23 protein-coding genes are annotated in these 21,964 nt (G+C 36.2%); 17 read left to right on the forward strand and 6 right to left on the reverse strand.

Annotated elements, in window-relative coordinates; translation table 11 throughout:
* Window positions 1-41 precede the first annotated feature (41 nt).
* The 4 genes from HMPREF9707_RS07595 to HMPREF9707_RS07610 form a co-directional block, all read right to left on the reverse strand.
* Window positions 42-1,454, reverse strand: a complete 1,413-nt coding sequence (locus HMPREF9707_RS07595) for an ISNCY family transposase (RefSeq protein WP_006701354.1) — start codon at window positions 1,452-1,454, stop codon at window positions 42-44.
* Between the two features lie 210 nt (window positions 1,455-1,664).
* Window positions 1,665-1,943: a helix-turn-helix domain-containing protein gene (locus HMPREF9707_RS07600; RefSeq protein ID WP_006702116.1), complete on the reverse strand. Its 279-nt coding sequence runs from the start codon at window positions 1,941-1,943 to the stop codon at window positions 1,665-1,667.
* A gap of 1 nt (window position 1,944) precedes the next feature.
* On the reverse strand, window positions 1,945-2,163 hold the full coding sequence (locus HMPREF9707_RS07605; RefSeq protein ID WP_006702117.1) for a hypothetical protein: 219 nt from the start codon (window positions 2,161-2,163) through the stop codon (window positions 1,945-1,947).
* A gap of 234 nt (window positions 2,164-2,397) precedes the next feature.
* Entirely contained in the window at window positions 2,398-2,607 is a 210-nt protein-coding gene (locus HMPREF9707_RS07610; RefSeq protein ID WP_006702118.1) for a helix-turn-helix transcriptional regulator, read from the reverse strand.
* Window positions 2,608-2,732: 125 nt separating this feature from the next.
* On the opposite strand from HMPREF9707_RS07610, the gene HMPREF9707_RS08835 reads away from it, so the two are divergent.
* The 5 genes from HMPREF9707_RS08835 (at window position 2,733) to HMPREF9707_RS08600 (ending at window position 9,844) form a co-directional block, all read left to right on the forward strand.
* A complete protein-coding gene (locus HMPREF9707_RS08835; RefSeq protein WP_006702119.1) occupies window positions 2,733-3,329 on the forward strand; it encodes a helix-turn-helix domain-containing protein in 597 nt (198 codons plus the stop codon).
* A gap of 102 nt (window positions 3,330-3,431) precedes the next feature.
* The gene (locus HMPREF9707_RS07620; RefSeq protein WP_006702120.1) at window positions 3,432-4,592 is read left to right on the forward strand and encodes a tyrosine-type recombinase/integrase; all 1,161 of its coding nucleotides are present in this window, start codon (window positions 3,432-3,434) and stop codon (window positions 4,590-4,592) included.
* A 437-nt stretch (window positions 4,593-5,029) separates the two neighbouring features.
* A complete protein-coding gene (locus tag HMPREF9707_RS07625; protein ID WP_006702121.1) occupies window positions 5,030-5,224 on the forward strand; it encodes a hypothetical protein in 195 nt (64 codons plus the stop codon).
* A gap of 64 nt (window positions 5,225-5,288) precedes the next feature.
* Window positions 5,289-5,681: a DUF1622 domain-containing protein gene (locus HMPREF9707_RS07630; protein WP_006702122.1), complete on the forward strand. Its 393-nt coding sequence runs from the start codon at window positions 5,289-5,291 to the stop codon at window positions 5,679-5,681.
* Window positions 5,682-6,400: 719 nt separating this feature from the next.
* Window positions 6,401-9,844 (forward strand): SNF2-related protein, encoded by a 3,444-nt coding sequence (locus tag HMPREF9707_RS08600; RefSeq protein ID WP_006702123.1) that lies wholly within the window; start codon window positions 6,401-6,403, stop codon window positions 9,842-9,844.
* Window positions 9,845-9,937: 93 nt separating this feature from the next.
* Here HMPREF9707_RS08600 and HMPREF9707_RS07645 read toward each other — a convergent pair whose 3' ends face one another.
* On the reverse strand, window positions 9,938-11,116 hold the full coding sequence (locus tag HMPREF9707_RS07645) for a D-alanyl-D-alanine carboxypeptidase family protein (RefSeq protein ID WP_006702124.1): 1,179 nt from the start codon (window positions 11,114-11,116) through the stop codon (window positions 9,938-9,940).
* Between the two features lie 169 nt (window positions 11,117-11,285).
* Between HMPREF9707_RS07645 and HMPREF9707_RS07650 the strand changes: the two genes are divergently transcribed.
* The 5 genes from HMPREF9707_RS07650 (at window position 11,286) to HMPREF9707_RS07670 (ending at window position 14,516) form a co-directional block, all read left to right on the forward strand.
* On the forward strand, window positions 11,286-12,434 hold the full coding sequence (locus HMPREF9707_RS07650) for an O-antigen ligase family protein (protein WP_006702125.1): 1,149 nt from the start codon (window positions 11,286-11,288) through the stop codon (window positions 12,432-12,434).
* Window positions 12,435-12,617: 183 nt separating this feature from the next.
* Window positions 12,618-13,166, forward strand: a complete 549-nt coding sequence (gene infC, locus HMPREF9707_RS07655; RefSeq protein WP_415751411.1) for a translation initiation factor IF-3 — start codon at window positions 12,618-12,620, stop codon at window positions 13,164-13,166.
* A gap of 27 nt (window positions 13,167-13,193) precedes the next feature.
* On the forward strand, window positions 13,194-13,391 hold the full coding sequence (gene rpmI / locus HMPREF9707_RS07660) for a 50S ribosomal protein L35 (protein ID WP_006702127.1): 198 nt from the start codon (window positions 13,194-13,196) through the stop codon (window positions 13,389-13,391).
* 23 nt (window positions 13,392-13,414) lie between these two features.
* Window positions 13,415-13,771, forward strand: a complete 357-nt coding sequence (gene rplT, locus HMPREF9707_RS07665; RefSeq protein ID WP_006702128.1) for a 50S ribosomal protein L20 — start codon at window positions 13,415-13,417, stop codon at window positions 13,769-13,771.
* Window positions 13,772-13,832: 61 nt separating this feature from the next.
* Complete coding sequence (locus HMPREF9707_RS07670) at window positions 13,833-14,516, forward strand: YjjG family noncanonical pyrimidine nucleotidase (protein WP_006702129.1); 684 nt, start codon at window positions 13,833-13,835, stop codon at window positions 14,514-14,516.
* Window positions 14,517-14,530: 14 nt separating this feature from the next.
* Here the strand turns inward: HMPREF9707_RS07670 and HMPREF9707_RS07675 are convergent, their stop codons facing one another.
* Entirely contained in the window at window positions 14,531-15,217 is a 687-nt protein-coding gene (locus tag HMPREF9707_RS07675) for a DsbA family protein (RefSeq protein WP_006702130.1), read from the reverse strand.
* A 187-nt stretch (window positions 15,218-15,404) separates the two neighbouring features.
* On the opposite strand from HMPREF9707_RS07675, the gene HMPREF9707_RS07680 reads away from it, so the two are divergent.
* The 7 genes from HMPREF9707_RS07680 (at window position 15,405) to HMPREF9707_RS07710 (ending at window position 21,899) form a co-directional block, all read left to right on the forward strand.
* A complete protein-coding gene (locus HMPREF9707_RS07680; RefSeq protein WP_006702131.1) occupies window positions 15,405-16,088 on the forward strand; it encodes a GTP pyrophosphokinase in 684 nt (227 codons plus the stop codon).
* Window positions 16,081-16,899, forward strand: a complete 819-nt coding sequence (locus HMPREF9707_RS07685; RefSeq protein WP_006702132.1) for an NAD kinase — start codon at window positions 16,081-16,083, stop codon at window positions 16,897-16,899. Before HMPREF9707_RS07680 ends, HMPREF9707_RS07685 begins: the two co-directional genes overlap by 8 nt.
* Window positions 16,900-16,916: 17 nt before the next feature.
* Window positions 16,917-17,516, forward strand: coding sequence for a thioredoxin family protein (locus HMPREF9707_RS07690; RefSeq protein WP_006702133.1), 600 nt, complete (start codon window positions 16,917-16,919; stop codon window positions 17,514-17,516).
* Between the two features lie 10 nt (window positions 17,517-17,526).
* Window positions 17,527-18,414 carry an RluA family pseudouridine synthase gene (locus HMPREF9707_RS07695; protein WP_006702135.1) on the forward strand — a complete coding sequence of 296 codons (888 nt, stop codon included), beginning with the start codon at window positions 17,527-17,529 and terminating at the stop codon, window positions 18,412-18,414.
* A gap of 88 nt (window positions 18,415-18,502) precedes the next feature.
* Window positions 18,503-19,564, forward strand: coding sequence for a M42 family metallopeptidase (locus HMPREF9707_RS07700; protein WP_006702136.1), 1,062 nt, complete (start codon window positions 18,503-18,505; stop codon window positions 19,562-19,564).
* 32 nt (window positions 19,565-19,596) lie between these two features.
* Window positions 19,597-20,226, forward strand: coding sequence for a DivIVA domain-containing protein (locus HMPREF9707_RS07705; RefSeq protein WP_006702137.1), 630 nt, complete (start codon window positions 19,597-19,599; stop codon window positions 20,224-20,226).
* A gap of 92 nt (window positions 20,227-20,318) precedes the next feature.
* Window positions 20,319-21,899, forward strand: coding sequence for a peptide chain release factor 3 (locus tag HMPREF9707_RS07710; protein WP_006702138.1), 1,581 nt, complete (start codon window positions 20,319-20,321; stop codon window positions 21,897-21,899).
* Window positions 21,900-21,964 lie beyond the last annotated feature (65 nt).

Raw genomic sequence — 21,964 nt, forward strand, 5'->3', positions numbered from 1 at the left:
GATACAAAAAGCGCATCGTCCTTCATCACGAGGGATTATCACTACACTTCAATTAGCTCTTTTTTCTTTATGTATTCTTGCTTCTTTAGGTAACGTTGATAAGATTGTCCTTTCCACGGATGCGACATCGGTGGAATGTGTGGTTTCGGTTTAGACTTAGCTTCTTGAATATCTAGTATTTTAGATATGGCTTGGTGTGACGGCATTTCAATTAGTTTAAAGAGTTGATTTTTATGAGAGACAAAGAGTTGTAAATCACGCGTACTAATGACCATAACTTTAGTTTTTCTTGGCAAATGGACTTGCCTCCCATGCTGGTCGTAAAGATGATAGACATGGTTGTTGTATCGAACAGTATGACCAGAGTGAATGACACGCAGGGCAAATCTAGCGAGGATGTAATCGAGATTTGTGTCTGCTGATAGTTTTTCAAAGGCATTTATGCTATCTTTAATGGGATGGGCGAATTTTTGATTAAACTGTGGGAGGTAGTCCCTTAGAAACTGATTCGCTTCATCCATATTACGGATACCATTTAACCGCATTTCTTGAAGTAAGCGGTTTTGAAACGTACCGAAAAGACGTTCAATACGTCCTTTAGCTTGGGGTACTGAGGTCGCTTCCAGTTCAATTCCAAGTGTCTGGCAAGCATATCCGTATTGAGTGAGGGCCTGTTCTTCAAGAGCAGCGCCCTTTTTTGGGGTGTTGACGCCTGAGAAAATGGATCGATAATCTGTCAAAATGCGATGAGGAATACCGTAGTGGGTCAGGAATTGATGTGAGACTTGATAATAGCCTTCAAGTGTCTCCTGTGCTGCGAAATAAGCACCAACGACTGTACCAGTGGCATCATCAATCGCGGCATGGAGATAGTAATAGTTCTCGTCAGCCTCGAACCATTGATGTTCTGAAGCATCCATCTGAAGCAGTTCCCCAGCATATTTGCATCGTGGGCGACTCGGGTGTGCTTTTGAGGCTTCAACGACTTGAACCTCCTGTAAGGTTTCTTTTTCGTGAGGGGTCAGGCCTTTCTTGTCTGCTTTGTCTTCGAGCTCTTTAGCGACACGCCGTTTAGTTCGACGGGTAGCTAGAGGCGAGACAATGTGTGCTTCCTTCAAGATATTTCTTAGCGAGCTTTCAGAGAGAAGGATTTCCTCAACTTCTTGAAGTTTTTCATGGAAGTGTGTGAAGTTAAAGTCATAGTATTTCGAGCGATAGAGCTGAACGATTCGCTTTCGAGTATGACGGTCAATGGTTTTAGAAGGTTTGCGATTGGCATTCTTATGTCTGAAGCCTTTTCGCCCCTCTTGTTTGTATTTAAGAATCAATCGATTGATCTGTCGTCTGGATAAGTTTAATTCCACTTCAGCACGAGCTTTGGATTTCCGTCCATTGACGACAGCCTTGATGATATTATATTTATGTGTCTCATTCATGTTAAGATAATCCTCCATTGAGATCCCTCCTTAGATTTAATATACACTAAAGTGGGACATTTTCATTTACGGTTACTTGAGACATTATCATTTGTGGATGAGATCTTTTCGTCTCCATAAATGAAATCTTCCTTTCAATTAAGGTATTTTTAAGGTATAATAATAATGATACACAAATGATTGCAACTTTCGCTTTGGTGGGGCGTTTGTTCTGTTGTTTGTGTTTTTTTAATTTATGACGTGATTATCCATAAACATATGTAGGTCGGTTCGCTTGATATAGCGTTTGTCGCCTATTTTAATAATCGGGATTCCTTTATTCTCGACTTGATTCTTGAACGTGTTGTGTACCATTCCTAACATCGATCTAACTTCAGGTACGGTCAAATAATCTTTGGTAATCGTTGCATCTGCTCGGGCTTGTTCCATGGCCTCACGGTAGATGCTTTTTAGTGATTCGTTTAATTCTTCATAAAACTCTTGTGGCAATTCTAACTGTAGTGCCATCTTATTCACCCCCCGCCAATGTAAAGTGTACGTTGTCTATCTTTTCAATTAATTGTTGGTGTAGGGCGAATGAAGCACTTAAAAAGTCCTTTGATGTTTTAGTGTATGCGAAAGGGTCTTCAATTGATCCAACCGCATTCATTGCAATCAGTTGTAGCTCTAACATGGTCATGCATTCGTATAATTCATCAGTAAGTTTTTCAACATCTATTTCTCTCATGATAGGGTCTCTCCTTTTCTTCAATCTTTGATAAGCGTTCGGTCATTGATGCGCCGTGTCTACTGGTCAATATGGCATGGGGTCACCTCTCTTTTTTGATATTCTTTATTAACATTCTACATGTTTCTGTAGGGGTTACTTTTTAATAGACTTAATATTAGGTAATTCAGTTTCAAAATCGAAAGATTATATGCGGTCGGTAAGTTAATAAAAATACATTTGAATACCATCTGCTTAAAAAAATAATCTGTCAATCGTTAATGATGGGTCAGCTTGCTTGAATATATTTAGCAAAATGATTTTTTCCTTGTCATTAAATGGTCTTCTGCCTAATTCTTTAGGATTGTATTGCTGTTTTGTCATACCTAATACATCAGCTACATCTTCTTGTGTTAGATTCATCATATTACGATAACCTTTGACTAAATTTAGTGATTCTTTCATAAAACAACTCCTTCCGATTTACTTTTGCATACTTAAATATTACCTTATTTTTAATACTGTGTCAATACTTATATTTACTTTTTCTTTTTAAAATGATATTATTAAGTTAAAGGGGGGGTGAATTAATGAATCTTAAACAATTAGGAAAGAAAATTGAATCAATTAGGATAAATAAAGGACTCACGATGGAAGAGTTTGGTAAGCTATTCAATACAAGTAAAGGAACAGTCAACAACTGGGAGAAAGGCAGAAATTCACCCAATAAGACTAATTTAAAAGCCATCGCGGACTTGGCGGGAATTACGGTTAATGAGTTATTAGGCGTTGAAAGATATGATAAGCAAGAAATAATAGATGCTATTCATGATGATGATACAATGGAACTTATTATTAAAGCAAAAACCATAGGGGAAGATGAACCTGAATATATAAAAAAAATTAATGAACAAGCATTAGATAATATCATTAATGCAATAGAGTCATCTAGAATACATTTTCAAAATTATGAAATAATATCTATGTATATAGATGTTTGTAAAGGGGCAAAAGTTTATGACTTGGTCACCCTTTGCAATTATCTGATAGATTTGCGGGATAAAAGAATTCGTTATATGGAAATGTTCAAGGATACCGATTTTATTGCACCGATGTATGCTAGTGAGATTAGTAGGTTAAATGGATATATAGATTCGATAAAAAGACAACTAGAATCAGAAAAATAACGCGTTCGTACGTATTATGAATTATGTGACACACAATACAATCTATCTGATTGGCTTTCTTTTTTATTGCTTTGGTGGGGCGGTAGAAAGGAAGATGCCACGATGGCAAAGTATAAACAGTATCAGAACAAAAACGGTGATGTCCTATGGCAAGTTAGGGGATATCTGGGCGTTGATGCGCTAACGGGCAAGGAGAAAACAATTTCTCGTCAAGGCTTCAAGACAAAAAAAGAAGCCCGTCAAGCTTACAATAAAGCGGTGACGGACTTTGAAAATGGCTCTTTTAAAGCCAAAAATAAAAGAATTACCCTAACTGAATTATACCACGAATGGCTAGATAACGTCTACAAAGATTCGGTGAAAGAATCAACACTAAACAAGACAAAACAGTATTTTAGATTACATATATTGCCCGCATTCGGTGATATGTATGTGGATAAGATAACGGCGAACATCGTTCAAAAGCAAATAAACAAATGGCACAAAGAATTCAAACAATGGAAGATGCTCTACAATTACTTAATTCGCTTATTAGATTATGCCGTGATTCATGGCTATATGAAAGAAAACATCAAGCCTAAATTATCGATTCGTAAGAACAAAATAAAATACGATACTGAACACGATGGCATAAAGTATTACAGTAGAAGCCAATTAAAAAGGCTATTAGACTATATCAAGTCCACGAACAACACAAGATGGTATTGTTATTTTAGGGTACTGGCCTTTACTGGAATGCGAAAAGGTGAGGCGCTCGCTCTTACATGGAATGATGTCAACTTTCAAGATGGCACAATCAACATCGATAAGACAATCACTTTAGGTGACAAAAATAGGGTGATGGTTAATTCTACTAAAACAGAAGCGGGCATTAGAACGATCTCAATTGATAAGGTCACGCTTAAGATTTTAGATGAATGGAAGAAAGAACAAGCTGTTGAAATGCTAAAATACGGATTCAATACCATCAAGCCTAATCAATTAATCTTTAGCAAGTATTCCACTAATGAACCTTTGAATCTATCAGCCCCGTATAATCGACTGCTTAATTACACAAAAAATTGCAATTTGCCTATGATACCAATCCACGGCTTTAGGCATACACATTGTTCATTGCTATTCGATGCGGGGGTAAGTATTAAAGATGTGATGAATCGGTTAGGGCATTCAGATATTCAAACGACAATGAATATCTATGCGCACGTAACAGATGAACAAGAAAAAGAATCGGCGGAAATGTTCGCGCGTTTTGTCGGTTTTTAAGTAAACCTTGTAACTTTCCTTGTAACTTTGGTAAAACAAGGCATTTAATAGGACGGAAACGTTGATATATCAAGTTTCTTCAGGGACAGGAGTTCGATTCTCCTCGCCTCCATAATACACTATATATTGATCTTAATACATTTCATTTAAGGTTGATATGACAGTGTTTTTCAGAAAGGAAACTTCAGTCAATTTCAAAAAAGTCATGTAAAAAATCATGTAATTTTCAAGGATAAAAGGTTTATTGTCAAATAGGGTTGATATAATATTTTTTTGGAATTAAGCTACTTTTTGTAGCTTAGTTCTTTTTTTGTGTTTCCCTATTGATGAAATAGACTATAAAGCATTACATATCTTCTACGAACAAGATGGAAAGGTAAAACTATTGACGAATGACTATGCAAGACGATAATCGTGTTTAAGTAGAGCGTATCTTAATGATTGATTACGGTAGTGGCTTAAGTGAAAAAACATTAAATAATGCGATTAAATTGATTCGAAAAAAGTTTGATGCAGATAAAATTTATTTAAAAACGCAATATCATGCGAATGATTATTATAAACGCGAAGGTTTACTGAGCAATCAGAGGGATTTATGCAAAGAGATATTGCTTATGTTGAAATGGAGTTAGAACTTCAACCTATATTCTAGTATAATGAATACGATGAAAATATAAACTAGAGGATGTAGAGTAGATGGAACAATTTTTTATCTTTAGTGAGCACACGCTAGCACCACTTGTTATTCATATGTTGGAATTGATTGGAATCTTTCTGATTGCAATGGGATCATTGCGGGCGTTTTGGCGCCTTCTTTGTTCGGGATTTAATTTCTCAGATCGCAGCACTCAAATTATGTTAGGTGAATCATTGGCGATGGCTTTAGAGTTCAAATTGGGTGCCGAAATAATTAAGTCGGTAATCGTACGTGACTTGTCCGAATTAATTATTTTAGGATTTGTTGTCGTATTGCGAATTGTCCTGACATTTGTGATACATTGGGAATTGAAACAAATGGATGAAGATAATTATCATGACACGATCGCTGAGGAGCAGCAAAATGCGGCAGCCTTCAAAGAGAAAATATAAAAAATAACCTTACTAAATTGGTTTGGTTAAACCAAAATAGCGGGTCTTTGTCAAAAAGGTTTGATAAAATACTTTATGGGAATTAAGCTACCTTTTGTAGCTTAGTTCTTTTTTTGTGTTTCTCTGAAATATACAGTCAAGATATTAAAGGAATTCGGTTTATCGAGGGAAAGAATTTCTGGATTTTCAGCTATAGCTATCGCAAAACTTAATCGTCCTTGTTGTCCACTCAATAATTTGGACATATGTAAGTTGATTAAATTATGTAGCTGTGTAATATTAACTAATTTGTCAAAAGATTTGAGTTGAGGATAATAAGAACGGGATAAAATAATTTTTTGTGCACTTTCAAATTTTTAAGCACAAATATTATTTTGCAACATAATTCCTGTCTTCTCTTTGACTTCTTGATGAGAGATTTAAGCCCTAAAGAACGTGACTTTACCATGATTAGTAGTAATTAAATGCTTCATAATACTAACTAAAGTTGATTTTTCAAGCTATTTTCCCCTGCCTTTAATCCTATTATATAAAAAGTTACAGAATCATTAGTGATTTTTTTGTAAATATGTATGGCAATTATCATTGAATCCTATGAAATATAATTACTCGAAGAACATATAAATTCTCTAATGGTTCACGCCACTAAAAACGTTTTCTATGATATTATGAATAAAATAGCAAATTATATATTTATTTAACAAATAGGACGGTAAATTATGGAAATAAAAAAGTCTCAGGCAAAAGAAGAGATAAAAAAATTAAGACAATTAAAAAATCGAATCAATGATCAAATAAATAAAGAAATATCTTCTGATATTATTAAAAATATTAGCGCGTCATTGGACCAAACGTTACAGCAACGGGTGGATGAATTACCAAAGTCTATCTTAAATAAATTAGTTATTAATATAGGCGAAAAGGATGAAGTTCAAAAGGCTGAGTTAAAGAATTCGATTAAACCTTATTCCTTTCCTTATTTGAACAGCGAGACTCCCAGCTCAGAGGAAATAGAATTGCTCAATGAATATGTTAATCAATCGAATGTCAAAAAGAAGTATCAAGATCTGAAGAATAAAACACATAAAGATTTAGAAGAATTCAATCAAGCTTTAGAAGATATTATTCGCTTAGATAAAAATTTCTTTTTTAAATTATTTCAAAGCAAATCGGATAAATACTACTTAAGAGATGCACAGCGTATTGCAAATGAAAAAATGATTATTGTTCAAAATATCGAAGAAAAAATGAGTCAATATGAGCGTATGACCTCTTCTAATCATAATTTTATTACTGATTATCGGGAGAATTTTGGGACTTTTCAAGATATTATTGCGAGGATTCTAGATTATAATCCATTAATGATCGATGAATTATGGGGGCGTTTGTCTGATCTAACTTTGTATTATGTTGAGCAAATTGAGAAAAAAGATCTAAAATCGGTCGAACAACATATTGTTAATAATTGGCTAAATGTTGTTGATGAAAAATCTACTGAAAATTTTGATGTTATTTCGATTGATGCGATATCAAGGCGAATTCATAATTCAGAGATGATCACCTATTTAAAAGATAAGGGAATTAAAACCTTAGGGGATGTGCGAAATTGGCAAGGAATCATTCCGTCTGAATTTGGTGATGATAAAAATATGCAGCAGGTAGTTGATGCTGTTAATGGCTTTTATCTGGATAGAGCAAAACAATATTATCCAAAATTCAATTTAAGGGAACTGGGCGGTAACGAAAAAGAGTTACTATTATGGTTATATATTTATAGACGATACACTCCTAAAGAAAAAGAGCTAATCAGTAAATTATCCAAACATTCTCATTTGCTAAGTCAATTGAGTAAAATCTTATCAGAGCCCGTTATCAATATCTATCAATATAACCTTTTAAGTGATAAAGATAAGGAATATGTTGGCCAGAAGTACCATCTTTTTTTAGATGAACTCGCAGATTTTATTGAAAAATATAATAAAATTTCAATTCCTAAATCCAGCAGTGTAACTACAGATCAAGTATTGTCTGACTTTGAAGAAAATAGTGCGTCATATTATTCATTATTCGAGAAGAGTACAGGAGCTGGATCAGGCGACAATGTAAATGATCTACCAACTTATATTATTGACGAAGTGAATTGCTTTGAACTAAATGAGACTGAGTTAAAAGCAACATTAAGACCATATCAAACCTTTGGCACCAAATATATTTTGACCTATACGAAGACGTTACTTGGAGATGAGATGGGTTTAGGTAAGACAATTCAAGCAATTGCTGCAATGAATCATCTCTATCAGGGAGGATCAAAACACTCGATGGTCCTATGTCCTTTAAGTGTGTTACCGAATTGGTCCCATGAAATACGACAATGGTCATCACTTCCAGTACATATATATCGTGGATACAGTCGCGAAAGAGAATTGGAAAATTGGCTCGTTAAGGGAGGTGTTCTCTTAACGAACTTTGAGCAAACTAAACATTTATTAAAGCGTTCAAGACTTCAAAAAATTGATTGCTTAGTTGTTGATGAAGCCCATAATTTAAAAAATCCTAAGGCTCAAAGAACAAGAGATGTTGAAAAATTAAGTGAGTATTGCGAATTTATCTTACTTATGACAGGTACCCCGATTGAGAACCGTTTAGATGAAATGAAACACTTGTTGAATATGTTAAATGAACCAGTGATATCACGCATTAATTCTAAAAATATTGAAAATAATCCTGAATATTTTAAAGAAATTATCGCACCGGTTTATTTACGACGCAAACGCCTAGATGTACTTAACGAACTTCCTGAGATTGAACACATTCAAAAATGGAGTGAATTCCATGAAATTGAAAGAGACTATTATAATAAGGCCTTAGAAGAAGGGTTGGCTGGTCTAAATAAAATGAGGAGAGCTGGTTATCAAGGAAGAACAAAAAAAGAGTCGCCAAAAATAAAACAGTTGTTGGAAATATGTGAAGAAGCGGCGCAAAATGATGATAAAATAATTATTTTTTCTTTTTTCAAACTTGTTTTAGACATTTTAGAACCACTCCTTAAAAATCGAGTTGTAGGTAGAATACAAGGAGGTGTCCCGCCTAAACAGCGGCAAAAATACATAGATAAGTTAGGAAGTGCTCCTAGTGGTTCTATTCTTCTTGCTCAAATAGATTCTGGTGGAACAGGATTAAATATCCAGGCTGCAAATATTGTAATATTATGTGAGCCGCAGTGGAAACCATCTACTATTAATCAAGCTGTGAGTCGTGTATATCGAATGGGACAAACAAAAAATGTCCAAGTATTCCATATGTTATCTGAAGAAAGTTTGGATGAAACGATACTGGAAATGTTAGACTATAAACAATCAATATTCAATACATATGCTGATGAATCGTTTGTCGCTGAAAGCTTTGAAGCTAAAGAAAATGAAGTAAATGAAAAGGTGCTGGGTAATCAGATTATAAAACGTGAGCGAGAACGATTAGATCGTCACAAAAAAGACTTAAAATCTAAGAACATCTCGAATGAAAAGGTAAATAGTCAATCTAAGTCGATATTTACCCCTATCCCGAATCGTGAAAGAAAGACGATTAAACCCAAACGAATTATAAGTTATGATGAGGTTGATTACTTGCTTAGACCACGAGGACAAGACTTGAGAAAGTATGTGGCGGTTGATGTGGAGACAACAGGACGTTATTTAACTGATGAAATTATTGAAGTGTCTGCTGTAAAATTTGTTGATGGCTATCCTAAAGAATCGTTTAATCAATTGGTAAAACCATCCGAATTAATTCCGGCTGAAGCAACTGAAATAAATAATATAACAAATGAAATGGTGAGAAATGCGCCAAAAATTTCAGAAGTAGTCAAACTTTTTGATGAGTTTATCGGGGATTGGCCGATTGTAGGACATAATTTAAGATTTGACTTAAGATTTCTTTATCGAGGTGGGTCACAAATTCTCCGAACACCGCGTAATTATTATTGCACGCATATGATAGGTAAAGATCGAATCGATCGTGGCCAAGTTGAGAATTATAAGTTGGTAACGTTATGTGGTTATTTTGGTATACAGCTTAATCGAGCCCATCGAGCCTCGACTGATGCTGTTGCAACAGGAAAATTACTTTATGCGCTTTTTGCCAGCCAAAAAGATAGATATTGGTAAACAGACTAATTAATTAAGTTAATGAAATGCCCCTCGAAAGTTAGAGTTAAAACTAACTTTCGGGGGGCATATCAAACATTGATACGGTTGCTCTTATTTTTTAAAGAAATTGAAGATGCCACGCATAAAGTTCGTAATCGGATTATCACGATGATTGGTTAGTGTTTGTTCTTCTATTTCAGACTCTTCAGTCGCTTCAATACTGGTTTCTTCTTGAACGACAACTTCTTTTGTAATTGTCGGTAAATCTTTTTGGTATAAATCCGGATAATCTAGCAAGCCGTCTAATAAAATTTCAATTTCCCAGTAAGATGAGTAAGCTTCTTCAAATACTCCCATAGCGATTGCGATATAATTGCGACCGTCTTGAGAACCAGTTGCGACAAAACATTTACCAGCGGAGTTTGTGAAGCCAGACTTCAATCCAGTAACACCTTGACGCGCATAAGTACCGCCTTCAAGTAGTTGGTTCATATTATAGAGTGGTCGCTCTTGCGCGGTGCCTTCCATAAAGATATAGTCTTTGGTTTGGGCAATATCTAAGATAAAAGGTTTTTCTTCAATAATATGTTTAGTCACTAGTGCAAGGTCGGCAGCAGACATCATATTTTGGTGTGTATCATTTGACCCTGGCATCCAGAAAGATTCAGGGACATCAAGGTTTGGAGCGCCGGAAGTTGAGTAAAGGGCAACATCAGTGATATTCCACTCAGCTAATTTATTAATCATCGCCTCGACTCCTGCTTGCTCACTGCCGTATAATTTCCACATCAGAGCAGAAGTAGCATCATTAGCTGATTCAATCATAACAGCGTAAATTAAATCTTTGACAGGGTATTCTACATCTTCCTCTAAGCCCACATTGCTTAGTTCAGGATTGTGAGAAATACCATCGACAATTTCTTTAGGAATGGTAATTTTATCATCCATTTTAAGCTGGCCTTGGTCGATCGCATCTAGAATTAAATAGGTAGAAATAACTTTGGTCATTGAAGCGATTGGATAAGGTGTGGTCGCAGATCCCTGTGCTAAGATTTTTTCCGTTTCTTGATCCACAACGATATAAGACCGTGAGTCGATATTTTTATTATAAAATTCGAGTAACTCAGTTGGGTAATCAGCAGGCATTTCTACAGGTTCAATTTCGCTAAAGTCAAGATTGCTTTCTAAGTCTGGGGTTTTACTCATACTATATACTGTCGGTGAAGAAAGATTCAAAGTAAGAATCAATCCTATGACTAGTGAAAGTATATTTCGAGTGAGTGATTGCATTTAAGGTCCTCCTAATTTCAAGATTCTTAAATATTATAACGAATTATGAAAAGAAATAAAAGGTTAATCGCCGCTTAAATAATTAGCAATTAACATTTATTAAGATGATAGGTATCAACAAATCATTAGGTTTTGGTATAATATGAAATGACTGGGAGGTGAGTCCGCCATGAAGCAGGTACAAAGTATGCTTCGAGATTATGAAGCGTTCAGTTTTTTTGTACTAACCGGAATTATGTTCTTACCGGTATATTTCCATTTACCTTTGGCGCTAATGGTTATTTTCTATCTATTTTATGAACAACGCAAATCGTTAGTTGATATGATTACGGCTCAACCGGTATTGATGATTGGACTCATTTATGCCATGTTGAATGCTTTAATTAATCAAAACTTTTTAGGGACCATGGTTCCAGTGGGCTATTTAATCTTATACTTGCTTTCTCATATTTATTTAAAATGGATTACACCGTATCGCTATGAGAAGTTAATGGCATTAGTAATGGTTGGGAGTGGCGCAGTGGCTGTGTTATCTTTAATTAAGTATTTGATTTATTCGCTTCAACATGGTTATGGGATTTTTTATATTTTCAAATACTCTAATATTCAGACTCGAGCAGAGGGTACATTTTTTAATGCGAATTACTATGGTATGTTTTGCCTCTTTGCGTTAGCGGTCGGTTTGTATTTATTTAAAAAAGAAACTAAGGTTTTACGACCCCGTTTGCTTTATTTACTAATTGGTTTAAATTTAATGGCGATTGTTTTAACAGCTTCACGCATCGTATTGCCGTTGGCAATTTTCGTTTTTGTAGTATTTTATAGTGTGCTCCAGCCCAAACGATTGATACCACTCGGGGGAGTACTTGGTCTTAGTGTAATTCTTTTGATTGCTTTCCCGAATATTTTTCCGAGATTTACTTCCTTAGTTTATGCTTTTGAAGATCGCTTTAGTATTTGGCATGTTGGCTGGGAAATATTTATGCGCAATCCTTTATTTGGTTATGGGCCGATGAGTTATTCGCATTTATTCCATCTGTATACAGATAAAGCAGATATTCATTCCCATCAATTGTATATCAACTTATTAGCGAATTATGGAATCATTGGGATGGTGCTATTACTTTACATAGCAAAAAATATTATTTGTAGATTTTTTAAAGCGTTATGGACTGAACGGACGCCGGAAGCAGCGCTATTTGTGACAGTCGTAATGGTAATCCTTACCCATGGTCTCGTCGATGTGGCAATTTTGTGGACACAATCGTTCTATTTTGCACTCATTATTACGATTCCACTTATTTATCAAAAAATATAAGAGAAAGGCTTGTTTCTAATAAATAACTGTGGTATTATATAGCAGTTGACAAAAACAAGTAGAAACTGGCCGTTTCTCGCCGCGTACGTTTAGGTATTGTGGCAAATATTAAGTAATCCTTCTTCATCGGAAGAACTATAGGGTTTATTTAGTGCGGCGAGTTTGTAATCAAACTTGCTTTTTATTTTGTCGAAAAAAATATGGAGGTGTCGGAGTATCGTTAAAGACTTACCAATTAATGAGAATATCCGGGCGCGCGAGTTAAGAGTCATTGGAGATAATGGTGAACAAATCGGTGTCAAATCATTAGACGATGCATTAACCATTGCTGAATCTTTTGAGTTGGATTTAGTATTAGTATCACCAAATGCAAAGCCGCCGGTTGCCAGAATTATGGATTATGGCAAATACCGTTATGAGTTGCAAAAGAAAGAAAAAGAACAGCGTAAAAATCAACGCGTGATTGCTGTTAAAGAGATTCGCTTAAGTCCATCGATTGAAGAGCATGATTATCAGACAAAATTGAGACAAGCTATTCGTTTCTTGGAAAAAGGCGACAAAGTTAAAGTATCGATTCGTTTCCGTGGCCGTGAGATTACCCATAAAGATATCGGTAAGGATGTAATTGAAGATTTTATCGATGATACTTCAGAAATCTCAGTGGTAGAATCTCGGCCTAAAATGGAAGGCCGCAGTATGTTTGCAATTATTGCGCCAAGTACTGACAAGTAATGTCAATGATATTAAGGAGGACTTATTATGCCTAAAATGAAAACACACCGCGGTTTAGCCAAGCGTGTTAAAAGAACTGGATCTGGAAAATTAAAACGTTCACGTGCGTTTACTTCTCACCGTTTCCACGGTAAGACGAAAAAACAACGTCGTCAATTGAGAAAAGCGGAATTAGTTAGCCAATCAGACTACAAACGTATTAAGGATCAAATTTACAACTTATAATTCGGTACTAAGGAGGAATAAATATGGCACGTGTTAAAGGTGGATACGTTACGCGTCAACGTCGTAAGCGTACAATTAAACTTGCAAAAGGATATTATGGAGCAAAGAGCTTAAACTACAAGATGGCTAAGCAACAAGTGATGAAATCTCACATGTATGCTTTCCGTGACCGTAAACAAACAAAACGTAATTTCCGTCGTTTATGGATTACACGTATTAACGCTGCAGCTCGTCAAAACGATATTAGCTACAGCCGTTTAATGAATGGTCTTAAAAAAGCTGGAATTGAAATGAACCGTAAGATGTTAGCAGAAGTAGCGGTTCATGATGCAGATGCATTTGCTCAACTATGCGAGCAAGCAAAAGCAGCGTTAGCATAATTAATTTTGATGAACCTTCACTCTAATATGGGTAGAAGGTTTTTTTGATAAGGAGGAGCAGATGTCATTGCATATTTTATTTGATTTAGATGGAACTTTGCTTAATTTTAGAGAAGCGGAATATGATGCGCTCGCATCATTGTTTAATCATTTCTCGATGGATTCAGCTGAAGAAAATTTCCAACTGTTTTCTCAAATTAATCAGTCACAGTGGGACTTATTTGAAGATAATCTCGTAACATTGACTCAGTTACGGTTCAATCGATTCAAGCAATTTTTAGAAGTCTTAGGTAGCGATTTAGACCCCTCTTTGGTGGCTACTTATTATGAAAATCAACTCGCCCAAGGAGCCCATTTGATTACGGAAGCTCACGAATTAATGGGACAACTGCATGGGAAGTATCCATTATATGCTGCCACTAATGGCATCGAACATATCCAAACGCAACGTCTCGCTAAGAGTGGATTAGATCATTATTTTGAGAAGGTATTTATTAGTGAAGCAATGGGCGTCTCTAAACCGGATACGGCTTATTTTAATCATGTGTTATCAGCTATTGAAGCGGAGCCGAGTGACGTTATAATGGTTGGCGATAGCCTCAACTCAGATATCTATGGTGGAAACCAATCGAATCTGACAACGGTTTGGTACAACCCCCATAACTATGAATTACCTATTGATATTGATCGTAGACCTAATTATCAAATTCAACATTTGATGCAATTGATTTCTATATTGCCATAAAATAAAACCCGTCCTTATTTTTGGACGGGTTTGTTTTTAACTAGTTTTAAAAGTCGTTTCGATTGCCGTTTTTGATGATGGATAATATTTTCTTCGACAATGGAATCAATTTCTTCTAACGCTTGTTTGCAAGTGATCGGCCGGTTTGTTAAAACTCGTCCTTCGTGATGATTAAATTCAAAAATCACTAATGAAGGTGACTGTGTTACTTGCAGTTCCTGTGCAATGCGTTGATCTTTGATAAATAATTGTCGTACAAAGTCACTTCGATAATCTGACATAAAAGTTTCCACGTCGCATTGGAGGTCTTTTGCAATTGAGATAAAATGATCTTCGTCGAGCGTGAAAATATCTGATTTTGCCAATTCTTGTATGCGAAGTAAGAATAAGCGCCCAATCTTTTTGCCTTGAATGCATGCCGCCTTATAAGCGATGGCAGCTTGATAGACCGCACGGTATACTTGATTACGTAATTGTAGATTGCTGGCGTCCATTTGGTGACGTCGCATGTAATCTTGAATTAAATTTTGGTTTAATAAAGGTAAAATATGGAAATCTATTTTAGAGGTAATTAAATGTGGTAATTTAAGTATTTCCTTTTCTGAAATATAACAAGATTGGCCAAGTGGGTTCACGAATAAATATAATTCAAGATAACTCGCTATGCCATTGTGTCGATATTCAATGCGATATTGATTCATGATTCTCCTCCTATCAACCATTCTTATACTTGTATACTAACAAACTCTTATCATAAATCCTAATGATTCGCTTAAACGGATAGATAGGTGAAAGATAATTCAACTAACGTAGGTCATTCTATGGTAAAATAGACAAGGTATAAAGTAAATGACAAGTTGATTAATGTTTTAAAAGGAATGAAAAAGTATGATTGAGGATAATTTTATAGATAATTGGGATATTTTCCTAGCGCCATATGCCCAGGCTGTCGCAGAACTGAAGCTAAAATTGAAAAATATCCGTAATGAATATCGTACCCATCAAAAGCATGCACCAATAGAATTTGTTACGGGTCGGGTTAAGACGCGTGAAAGTATTTTAGAAAAAATGGAAGTTCGACAAATCGCACCGCAAGATATGTTAATTGGAGTGCAAGATATTGCAGGTATACGTATTATGTGCCAGTTCGTTGAAGATATTTATGAAGTGGCTAATTTATTGATTGAGCGGACGGATTTTAAAGTGATTTTAATCCGCGATTATATTCGAAATCACAAGCCGAGTGGTTATCGTTCATACCATATGGTAGTCGAGTATCCTGTTCATGGTGCCAGAGGGATTGAACCTGTTATCGTTGAAATTCAAATTCGTACCTTAGCAATGAATTTCTGGGCTACAATTGAGCATTCATTAAACTACAAATATCAAGGTGAGTATCCTGAACATATTTTAAAGAGATTAGAGCGTGCTTCGGAAGCGGCTTTTCAACTAGATCAAGAAATGTCTGAGATTCGTGAAGAAATTCGTGAGGCGACTCATTTCTTTGAACAGCGAAAAATTAAAAATATTCCGAATTATGTCGTTCAACAGGAAGGGGAACGTCGTGAATAAAGTACTGGTCTATTCCAATGCCCATAAAGAATCTCTTAAAGTCAAAGAAGTTTTAATTGATCTGTTAGATAAAGCTTCTGTGAGAGTTATTACCGATAAAGAAGTTCCGGATTACATTATCACCATTGGAGGAGACGGAACCTTTCTCCAAGCATTTCACCGCTATTACCAATTTTTAAACACAAGTCATTTTATCGGTATTCATACGGGGCATCTGGGATTTTATACCGACTGGTTAGCAGATGATTTAGAGCAAGTGGTCACTTGTGTGACACAATCTTCGACGCAGACGCATTCTTATCCGTTGCTTGAAACATTAATAACCTATAACAATGGTACGCAACGAAAGATGCTCGCTTTAAATGAAATGACGGTGCGTTCTAATTCGGGGACGATGGTATGTGATGTAATCATCAAAGATTATTTATTCGAAACCTTTCGAGGTGACGGACTATGCGTTGCAACACCAACGGGTTCAACTGGGCTCAGTAAATCTTTGGGAGGGGCCGTCTTATCACCACAACTGAATGCCTTGCAGCTGACAGAGATGGCTTCGATAAATAATCGAGTATATCGGACTCTTGGTTCACCTTTAATTATTACTGAAGATGAATGGATTGAATTGGTTCCACAAAATAAACTATGGATTGATTTAACCATCGATAATATTAGCTGGCAAGATGTAGAATTAGCGAAAATTCAATGTCGAATTGCTGACGAACGATTGCACTTAGCTAATTTTAAACAAATTGAATTTTGGGACCGAGTTGAAAATTCATTTATCGGTGTCAATCGAAATGAATTAAGATAAATGAGAGAGGAAATAGGATGAAAAAAATTAAAGGGATTATTATACTCTGCTTAGGACTATTTGTTGTAGGATGTGAAGCATCAAACACTAACGGTAATATTCCAACGGCAGCACAACTAGAGAAGCAATATGAGCATCGGATTGATGCGCCAATTACCTTTGCGGACGATGAAAAACTATTAGAATTAGATGCAAAGGACAAAGAAGCTCGCTATCAAGCGCTTGATGAAATTGTGACAAATTATCAAAGTAATCAAGCTGCCCAAGACTACTCACAAATAGAGCTCATTGATTCTGAAATGGCATTAACAGAAATCCTTGATGCATCCTCAACGTCGCCACAAGTCATTTATTTTGGGTTTGACGAATGTCATTATTGCAAAGCGTTTGCGCCTAAGATTAATCAAATTGCGAAAGAATTAGATGTTACCATTCATTACTACAATACTGACGCACATCAAGAAGATGTTACTTTCCAAAATATTATTGAGACTTATGAAATCACGACTGTTCCACGCATATACATTGTTAAAGATGGACTGCCAACGCAAAGTTTAAACCATCATTCATCAATGACGGATATTGAAGCTTTTTTTAAGGCTGCTACACAAGACTAGAGGACTTTCTATGGAATTCAAGTATCAATACCAAGGCGAGCGACCGTTAATTTTACGAGAATTCTTAGTTCAAAAGCAATTACCGAGTAACTTTATAAAAAGTGTGAAATATCAAGGCGGTCAGATGTTGGTGAATCAACAGCCCGTTACTGTTCGTTATATGTTGCAACCGAATGATTTAGTTACCATTATTGCGCCAGTAGAAGTAGGACATGAGACTGTGATTGCTTCGAACGAACCTTTGGATATTCACTATGAGGATCGAGATTTTTTGATTGTGAATAAACCAGCAGGCCTCCTTTCGATTCCATCGATGTTAAATCCAGATGATTCGGTCGCCAATCGGTTGAAAGGATATTATCAACAGAAAGCATATCCAGACCAAGTAATCCATGTGGTTACCCGATTAGACAAGGATACTACAGGATTAATGTTAATTGCTAAACATCGTCTCGCACACGCTTTTTTTGATCGACAATTGAGAGAGGGAAAATTAACGCGGCAATATTTAGCGATCAGTCATCGATCTATTTGGCCAGACCATGGTTTTATCGACTCACCCATTGCTAGAAGCGATGATTCCATTATTACTCGTACGGTTTCTCCAACAGGTCAGGCTGCGTTAACCGAGTTTTGGCTTCAAAATCAATATTCTCAAGGGGCACTTTTAAAGTTACAACTCTACACAGGTAGAACACACCAGATTCGGGTTCATCTAAGTCATCTTGAGGGCGCATTAATTGGCGATACGCTTTATGGTGGAGTTTACCATTATAATATGCAAAGACCTGCGCTTCATTGCCATTTACTAGCGTTTCATCACCCTTTTACTGAACAGCCGATGCTTTTTAGACAGGAATTACCTGATGATATGCAGCAATGGATCAATAATAATTAATTAAAAACCGTATGGACGGCTTCAAATTAGCCGATAAATAAGGTAAACTATAGGTGTATGCGAAAGAATAGAAAGAGAGTGATATAAAATGACCGAATTATCCACTGAATCAAGAAAAAGACTAGAAGCTGTGGTTGAATTAACTTCCATTCCATCACCAACAGGACACACAGCTCGAATTATCGATTTTATTAGTAAGAAATTATCTGCCTTAAATGTTGACTATCAAGTGACCCATAAAGGAGCTATTTTAGTTACCATGAAAGGGAAAAATGATGAGCAACATCGTTTTGTCACAGCCCATGTGGATACGTTGGGCGCTATCGTTCGTAGCGTAAAACCAGATGGTCGTTTGAAGATTGATCGTATTGGTGGGTTCCCATACAATATGATTGAAGGAGAATACTGTACCGTTCATTCAAGTTTAACAGATCGAGAATATACGGGAACAATTTTATTACATCAGACAAGTACACACGTATACCGCGAAGCTGGAACGCTAGAGCGCAACCAAAGTAATATTGAAGTGCGTCTAGATTATGAGGTGAAATCACCAAAAGACGTTGAAGAGTTAGGGATTCAAGTTGGGGACTTTATTTCATTTGACGCACGTCCAGTTATTACAGAAGAAGGCTTTATTAAATCACGTCACCTAGATGATAAAGTAAGTGTTGCAATTTTACTTGAAATTATTGAAAAAGTAAGTAAGGGACAGCTAGATCTAGCGCACACTACACATTTCTTTATTTCAAATAATGAAGAGATTGGCTATGGTGGTAATTCTAATATTTGTGATAAGACGGTTGAATATCTTGCAGTAGATATGGGAGCAATTGGTGATGACCAAGCCACCGATGAGTATACTGTTTCGATTTGTGTGAAAGATGCTTCGGGTCCATATCACTTAGGTTTACGCAACCATTTTGTGAAACTTTGCCAAGCAAATGAGATTGGCTATAAATTAGATATCTATCCATTCTATATGAGTGATGCTTCTGCTGCAATGTCAGCGGGAGTCGATGTTCGCCATGGACTGATCGGAGCAGGAATCGATGCGAGCCATGCTTATGAACGAACTCATTCAAAATCTGTCGATGCGACGTATCAATTAGTTGAGGCGTACTTACAATCTGAATGTATCGGCGAATAAATGATATCGTAACGAATTAAAGGAGTTAAATGATGAATCAATTATCGCGGAGTATATTCGGCTATAATCCAACCCAAACGGACCAATTATTAAAAGAGCAGCAAGAAAAAATTAACCGCCTAGAACAACAAATCACAGAATTGGAAGAGCAACTGGCTTCGTATGTTGAGATGGAAGATTTATTAAAAGAAAGTATCGTTGACGCAAGAATGCGTGGCAATGAAATTCTCGATGAATCACACGTAAAAGCTAACCAACTTATTGACCGAACGAACCACCAAGTGTACGAATATAAATCAGATATTGCTAACCAAGGAACGGGATTAGTCGAAGCAGGTCAAAATCTACAAGACCAATTAATCCAAATGAAACAAAATATGAAAGATGTTTTGGCTAAATTTCAAAGCGAGCTTGATAGTACTGATTTTAAAGCGTATTTTCCAAAAGATTCTGTTGCGACTTTTAAGTTGCATATCGATGAACTCGAAGGTGTACACGAGATGGAGCCTACGGTGAATCAATCGAAAGACACAATCAATAATCAAAATCCATTAACACGTGAAGAAAAAGCAAACTTGAAAAGCATTATTCACGAAGTCATGGCCAATGAGTTAAATGATCAAACGGAAACAGTGACTTCGAATTTAAAAGTAGTTAAGTAATTTATAACACTTCGTTTGAAATCCGATCATCTATAGGGTTCACTCTTAAGATGTTCGGGTTTCTTGTTGAGAAGATTATTAAGGAGAAATGCATGAATATTAATATTGTCGAAGAAGTGAATAAGCGTCGAACTTTTGCGATTATTAGTCACCCTGACGCGGGTAAAACGACGATAACAGAAGCTTTGCTATTATTTAGTGGCGCGATTCGTGAAAAAGGGACGGTCAAAGCTAAGGGGAAGAAATCGAATAAATTTGCAAAATCAGACTGGATGGAGATTGAAAAGCAACGGGGTATTTCAGTCACCAGTTCGGTTTTGCAAGTGCACTACGATAATCATCAAATCAACATTGTTGATACACCCGGGCATGAGGATTTCTCCGAGGATACATACCGTACCTTAATGGCCGTTGACGCCGCTGTGATGGTAGTCGATTCGGGGAAAGGGATTGAGCCTCAAACAAAACGATTATTTGAGGTTGTAAGTCATCGAGGGATTCCGGTCTTTACTTTTATGAACAAATTAGACCGCGACGGCCGTGAACCGTTAGAATTAGTTGCGGAACTCGAAGAAGTCCTAGGTATTAACGCCCATATTATGAACTGGCCAATGGGAATGGGTAAAAGTTTGATTGGTTTATATGATTTATACAATCAACGCTTAGAATTGAGAAATCCCCAAGACGATGAAGATGATTTATATTTACCTTTGAATGATCAAGGAGATGTGGATGGCGATTATGACTTTAAGGAATCTTCTGTCTATCAACAAGCGATGGAAGATGCCATGCTGTTATCGGAGGCGGGTAACCCCTTTGACTTAGAGCAAATTCAACAAGGAAAACTTACACCTGTCTTTTTCGGATCAGCTTTAACAGGATTTGGCGTTCAAACATTTTTTGATGCTTATGTGGATTTAGCGCCACATCCTAGCGCGATTGAAACAGAAGATGGTCAAGAAGTCGAACCTTATTCAGAGGACTTTTCAGGTTTTATTTTTAAAATTCAAGCAAATATGAACCCTGCTCACCGAGATCGTATTGCTTTTATTAGAATCGTATCTGGTGTTTTTGAACCTGGAATTAATGTTACCCTTGAACGAACAAATAAGAAGTTGCGTATGGCGCATACGACACAATTTTTAGCGGACGCCCGAGAAGAAGTACAGTTGGCTGTTGCAGGAGATATTATCGGCCTATATGATACGGGGAATTTCCAAATTGGAGATACCATTTATAATGGAAAAAAAGTGAAGTTTAAACCACTCCCTCAATTTACGCCAGAACTTTTTATGCGAGTAACACCTAAAAATGTGATGAAGCAAAAATCTTTCCACAAAGGAATGGAACAATTGGTTCAAGAAGGAGCAATCCAACTTTATAAGACGTATCATACGGAAGAATATATTATTGGAGCAGTAGGTCAACTGCAATTTGAAGTATTCCAACACCGATTACTCCATGAATATAATGCCGAAATTGTGATGACGCCGATAGGTCATAAAGTAGCCCGTTGGATAGATCCAGCGGATTTAGATCCGAATATGTCTTCGAGTCGTAATTTGTTAGTGAAAGACCGATTCGATCAACCTCTCTTCTTATTTGATAACCAATTTGCTGAAAATTGGTTTAAGGATAAGTATCCTGAGATTGAATTAAAGTCATTGTTATAATGGAATAGATGGCAAAAGTAAATTTTGATTGTTGAAAACGCCTTTTAATGATATGCTACTAGTAT

It is taken from the genome of Falseniella ignava CCUG 37419, assembly GCF_000301055.1.
In the GTDB taxonomy this organism is placed as follows: Bacteria; Bacillota; Bacilli; order Lactobacillales; family Aerococcaceae; genus Falseniella; species Falseniella ignava.

Excerpts from the sequence above, each read along its gene's own strand:
- HMPREF9707_RS07625 (WP_006702121.1), top strand. The coding sequence starts at position 5,030 with ATGATTGATTACGGTAGTGGCTTAAGTGAAAAAACATTAAATAATGCG.
- HMPREF9707_RS07610 (WP_006702118.1), bottom strand. The coding sequence starts at position 2,607 with ATGAAAGAATCACTAAATTTAGTCAAAGGTTATCGTAATATGATGAAT.
- HMPREF9707_RS07600 (WP_006702116.1), bottom strand. The coding sequence starts at position 1,943 with ATGGCACTACAGTTAGAATTGCCACAAGAGTTTTATGAAGAATTAAAC.
- HMPREF9707_RS07710 (WP_006702138.1), top strand. The coding sequence starts at position 20,319 with ATGAATATTAATATTGTCGAAGAAGTGAATAAGCGTCGAACTTTTGCG.
- HMPREF9707_RS07675 (WP_006702130.1), bottom strand. The coding sequence starts at position 15,217 with ATGAATCAATATCGCATTGAATATCGACACAATGGCATAGCGAGTTAT.
- HMPREF9707_RS07670 (WP_006702129.1), top strand. The coding sequence starts at position 13,833 with ATGTCATTGCATATTTTATTTGATTTAGATGGAACTTTGCTTAATTTT.
- HMPREF9707_RS07650 (WP_006702125.1), top strand. The coding sequence starts at position 11,286 with ATGAAGCAGGTACAAAGTATGCTTCGAGATTATGAAGCGTTCAGTTTT.
- HMPREF9707_RS07690 (WP_006702133.1), top strand. The coding sequence starts at position 16,917 with ATGAAAAAAATTAAAGGGATTATTATACTCTGCTTAGGACTATTTGTT.
- HMPREF9707_RS07705 (WP_006702137.1), top strand. The coding sequence starts at position 19,597 with ATGAATCAATTATCGCGGAGTATATTCGGCTATAATCCAACCCAAACG.
- HMPREF9707_RS07700 (WP_006702136.1), top strand. The coding sequence starts at position 18,503 with ATGACCGAATTATCCACTGAATCAAGAAAAAGACTAGAAGCTGTGGTT.
- HMPREF9707_RS07630 (WP_006702122.1), top strand. The coding sequence starts at position 5,289 with ATGGAACAATTTTTTATCTTTAGTGAGCACACGCTAGCACCACTTGTT.
- HMPREF9707_RS07695 (WP_006702135.1), top strand. The coding sequence starts at position 17,527 with ATGGAATTCAAGTATCAATACCAAGGCGAGCGACCGTTAATTTTACGA.
- rpmI (WP_006702127.1), top strand. The coding sequence starts at position 13,194 with ATGCCTAAAATGAAAACACACCGCGGTTTAGCCAAGCGTGTTAAAAGA.
- HMPREF9707_RS08600 (WP_006702123.1), top strand. The coding sequence starts at position 6,401 with ATGGAAATAAAAAAGTCTCAGGCAAAAGAAGAGATAAAAAAATTAAGA.
- HMPREF9707_RS07605 (WP_006702117.1), bottom strand. The coding sequence starts at position 2,163 with ATGAGAGAAATAGATGTTGAAAAACTTACTGATGAATTATACGAATGC.
- HMPREF9707_RS07645 (WP_006702124.1), bottom strand. The coding sequence starts at position 11,116 with ATGCAATCACTCACTCGAAATATACTTTCACTAGTCATAGGATTGATT.
- HMPREF9707_RS07620 (WP_006702120.1), top strand. The coding sequence starts at position 3,432 with ATGGCAAAGTATAAACAGTATCAGAACAAAAACGGTGATGTCCTATGG.
- HMPREF9707_RS07680 (WP_006702131.1), top strand. The coding sequence starts at position 15,405 with ATGATTGAGGATAATTTTATAGATAATTGGGATATTTTCCTAGCGCCA.
- HMPREF9707_RS08835 (WP_006702119.1), top strand. The coding sequence starts at position 2,733 with ATGAATCTTAAACAATTAGGAAAGAAAATTGAATCAATTAGGATAAAT.
- HMPREF9707_RS07595 (WP_006701354.1), bottom strand. The coding sequence starts at position 1,454 with ATGGAGGATTATCTTAACATGAATGAGACACATAAATATAATATCATC.
- rplT (WP_006702128.1), top strand. The coding sequence starts at position 13,415 with ATGGCACGTGTTAAAGGTGGATACGTTACGCGTCAACGTCGTAAGCGT.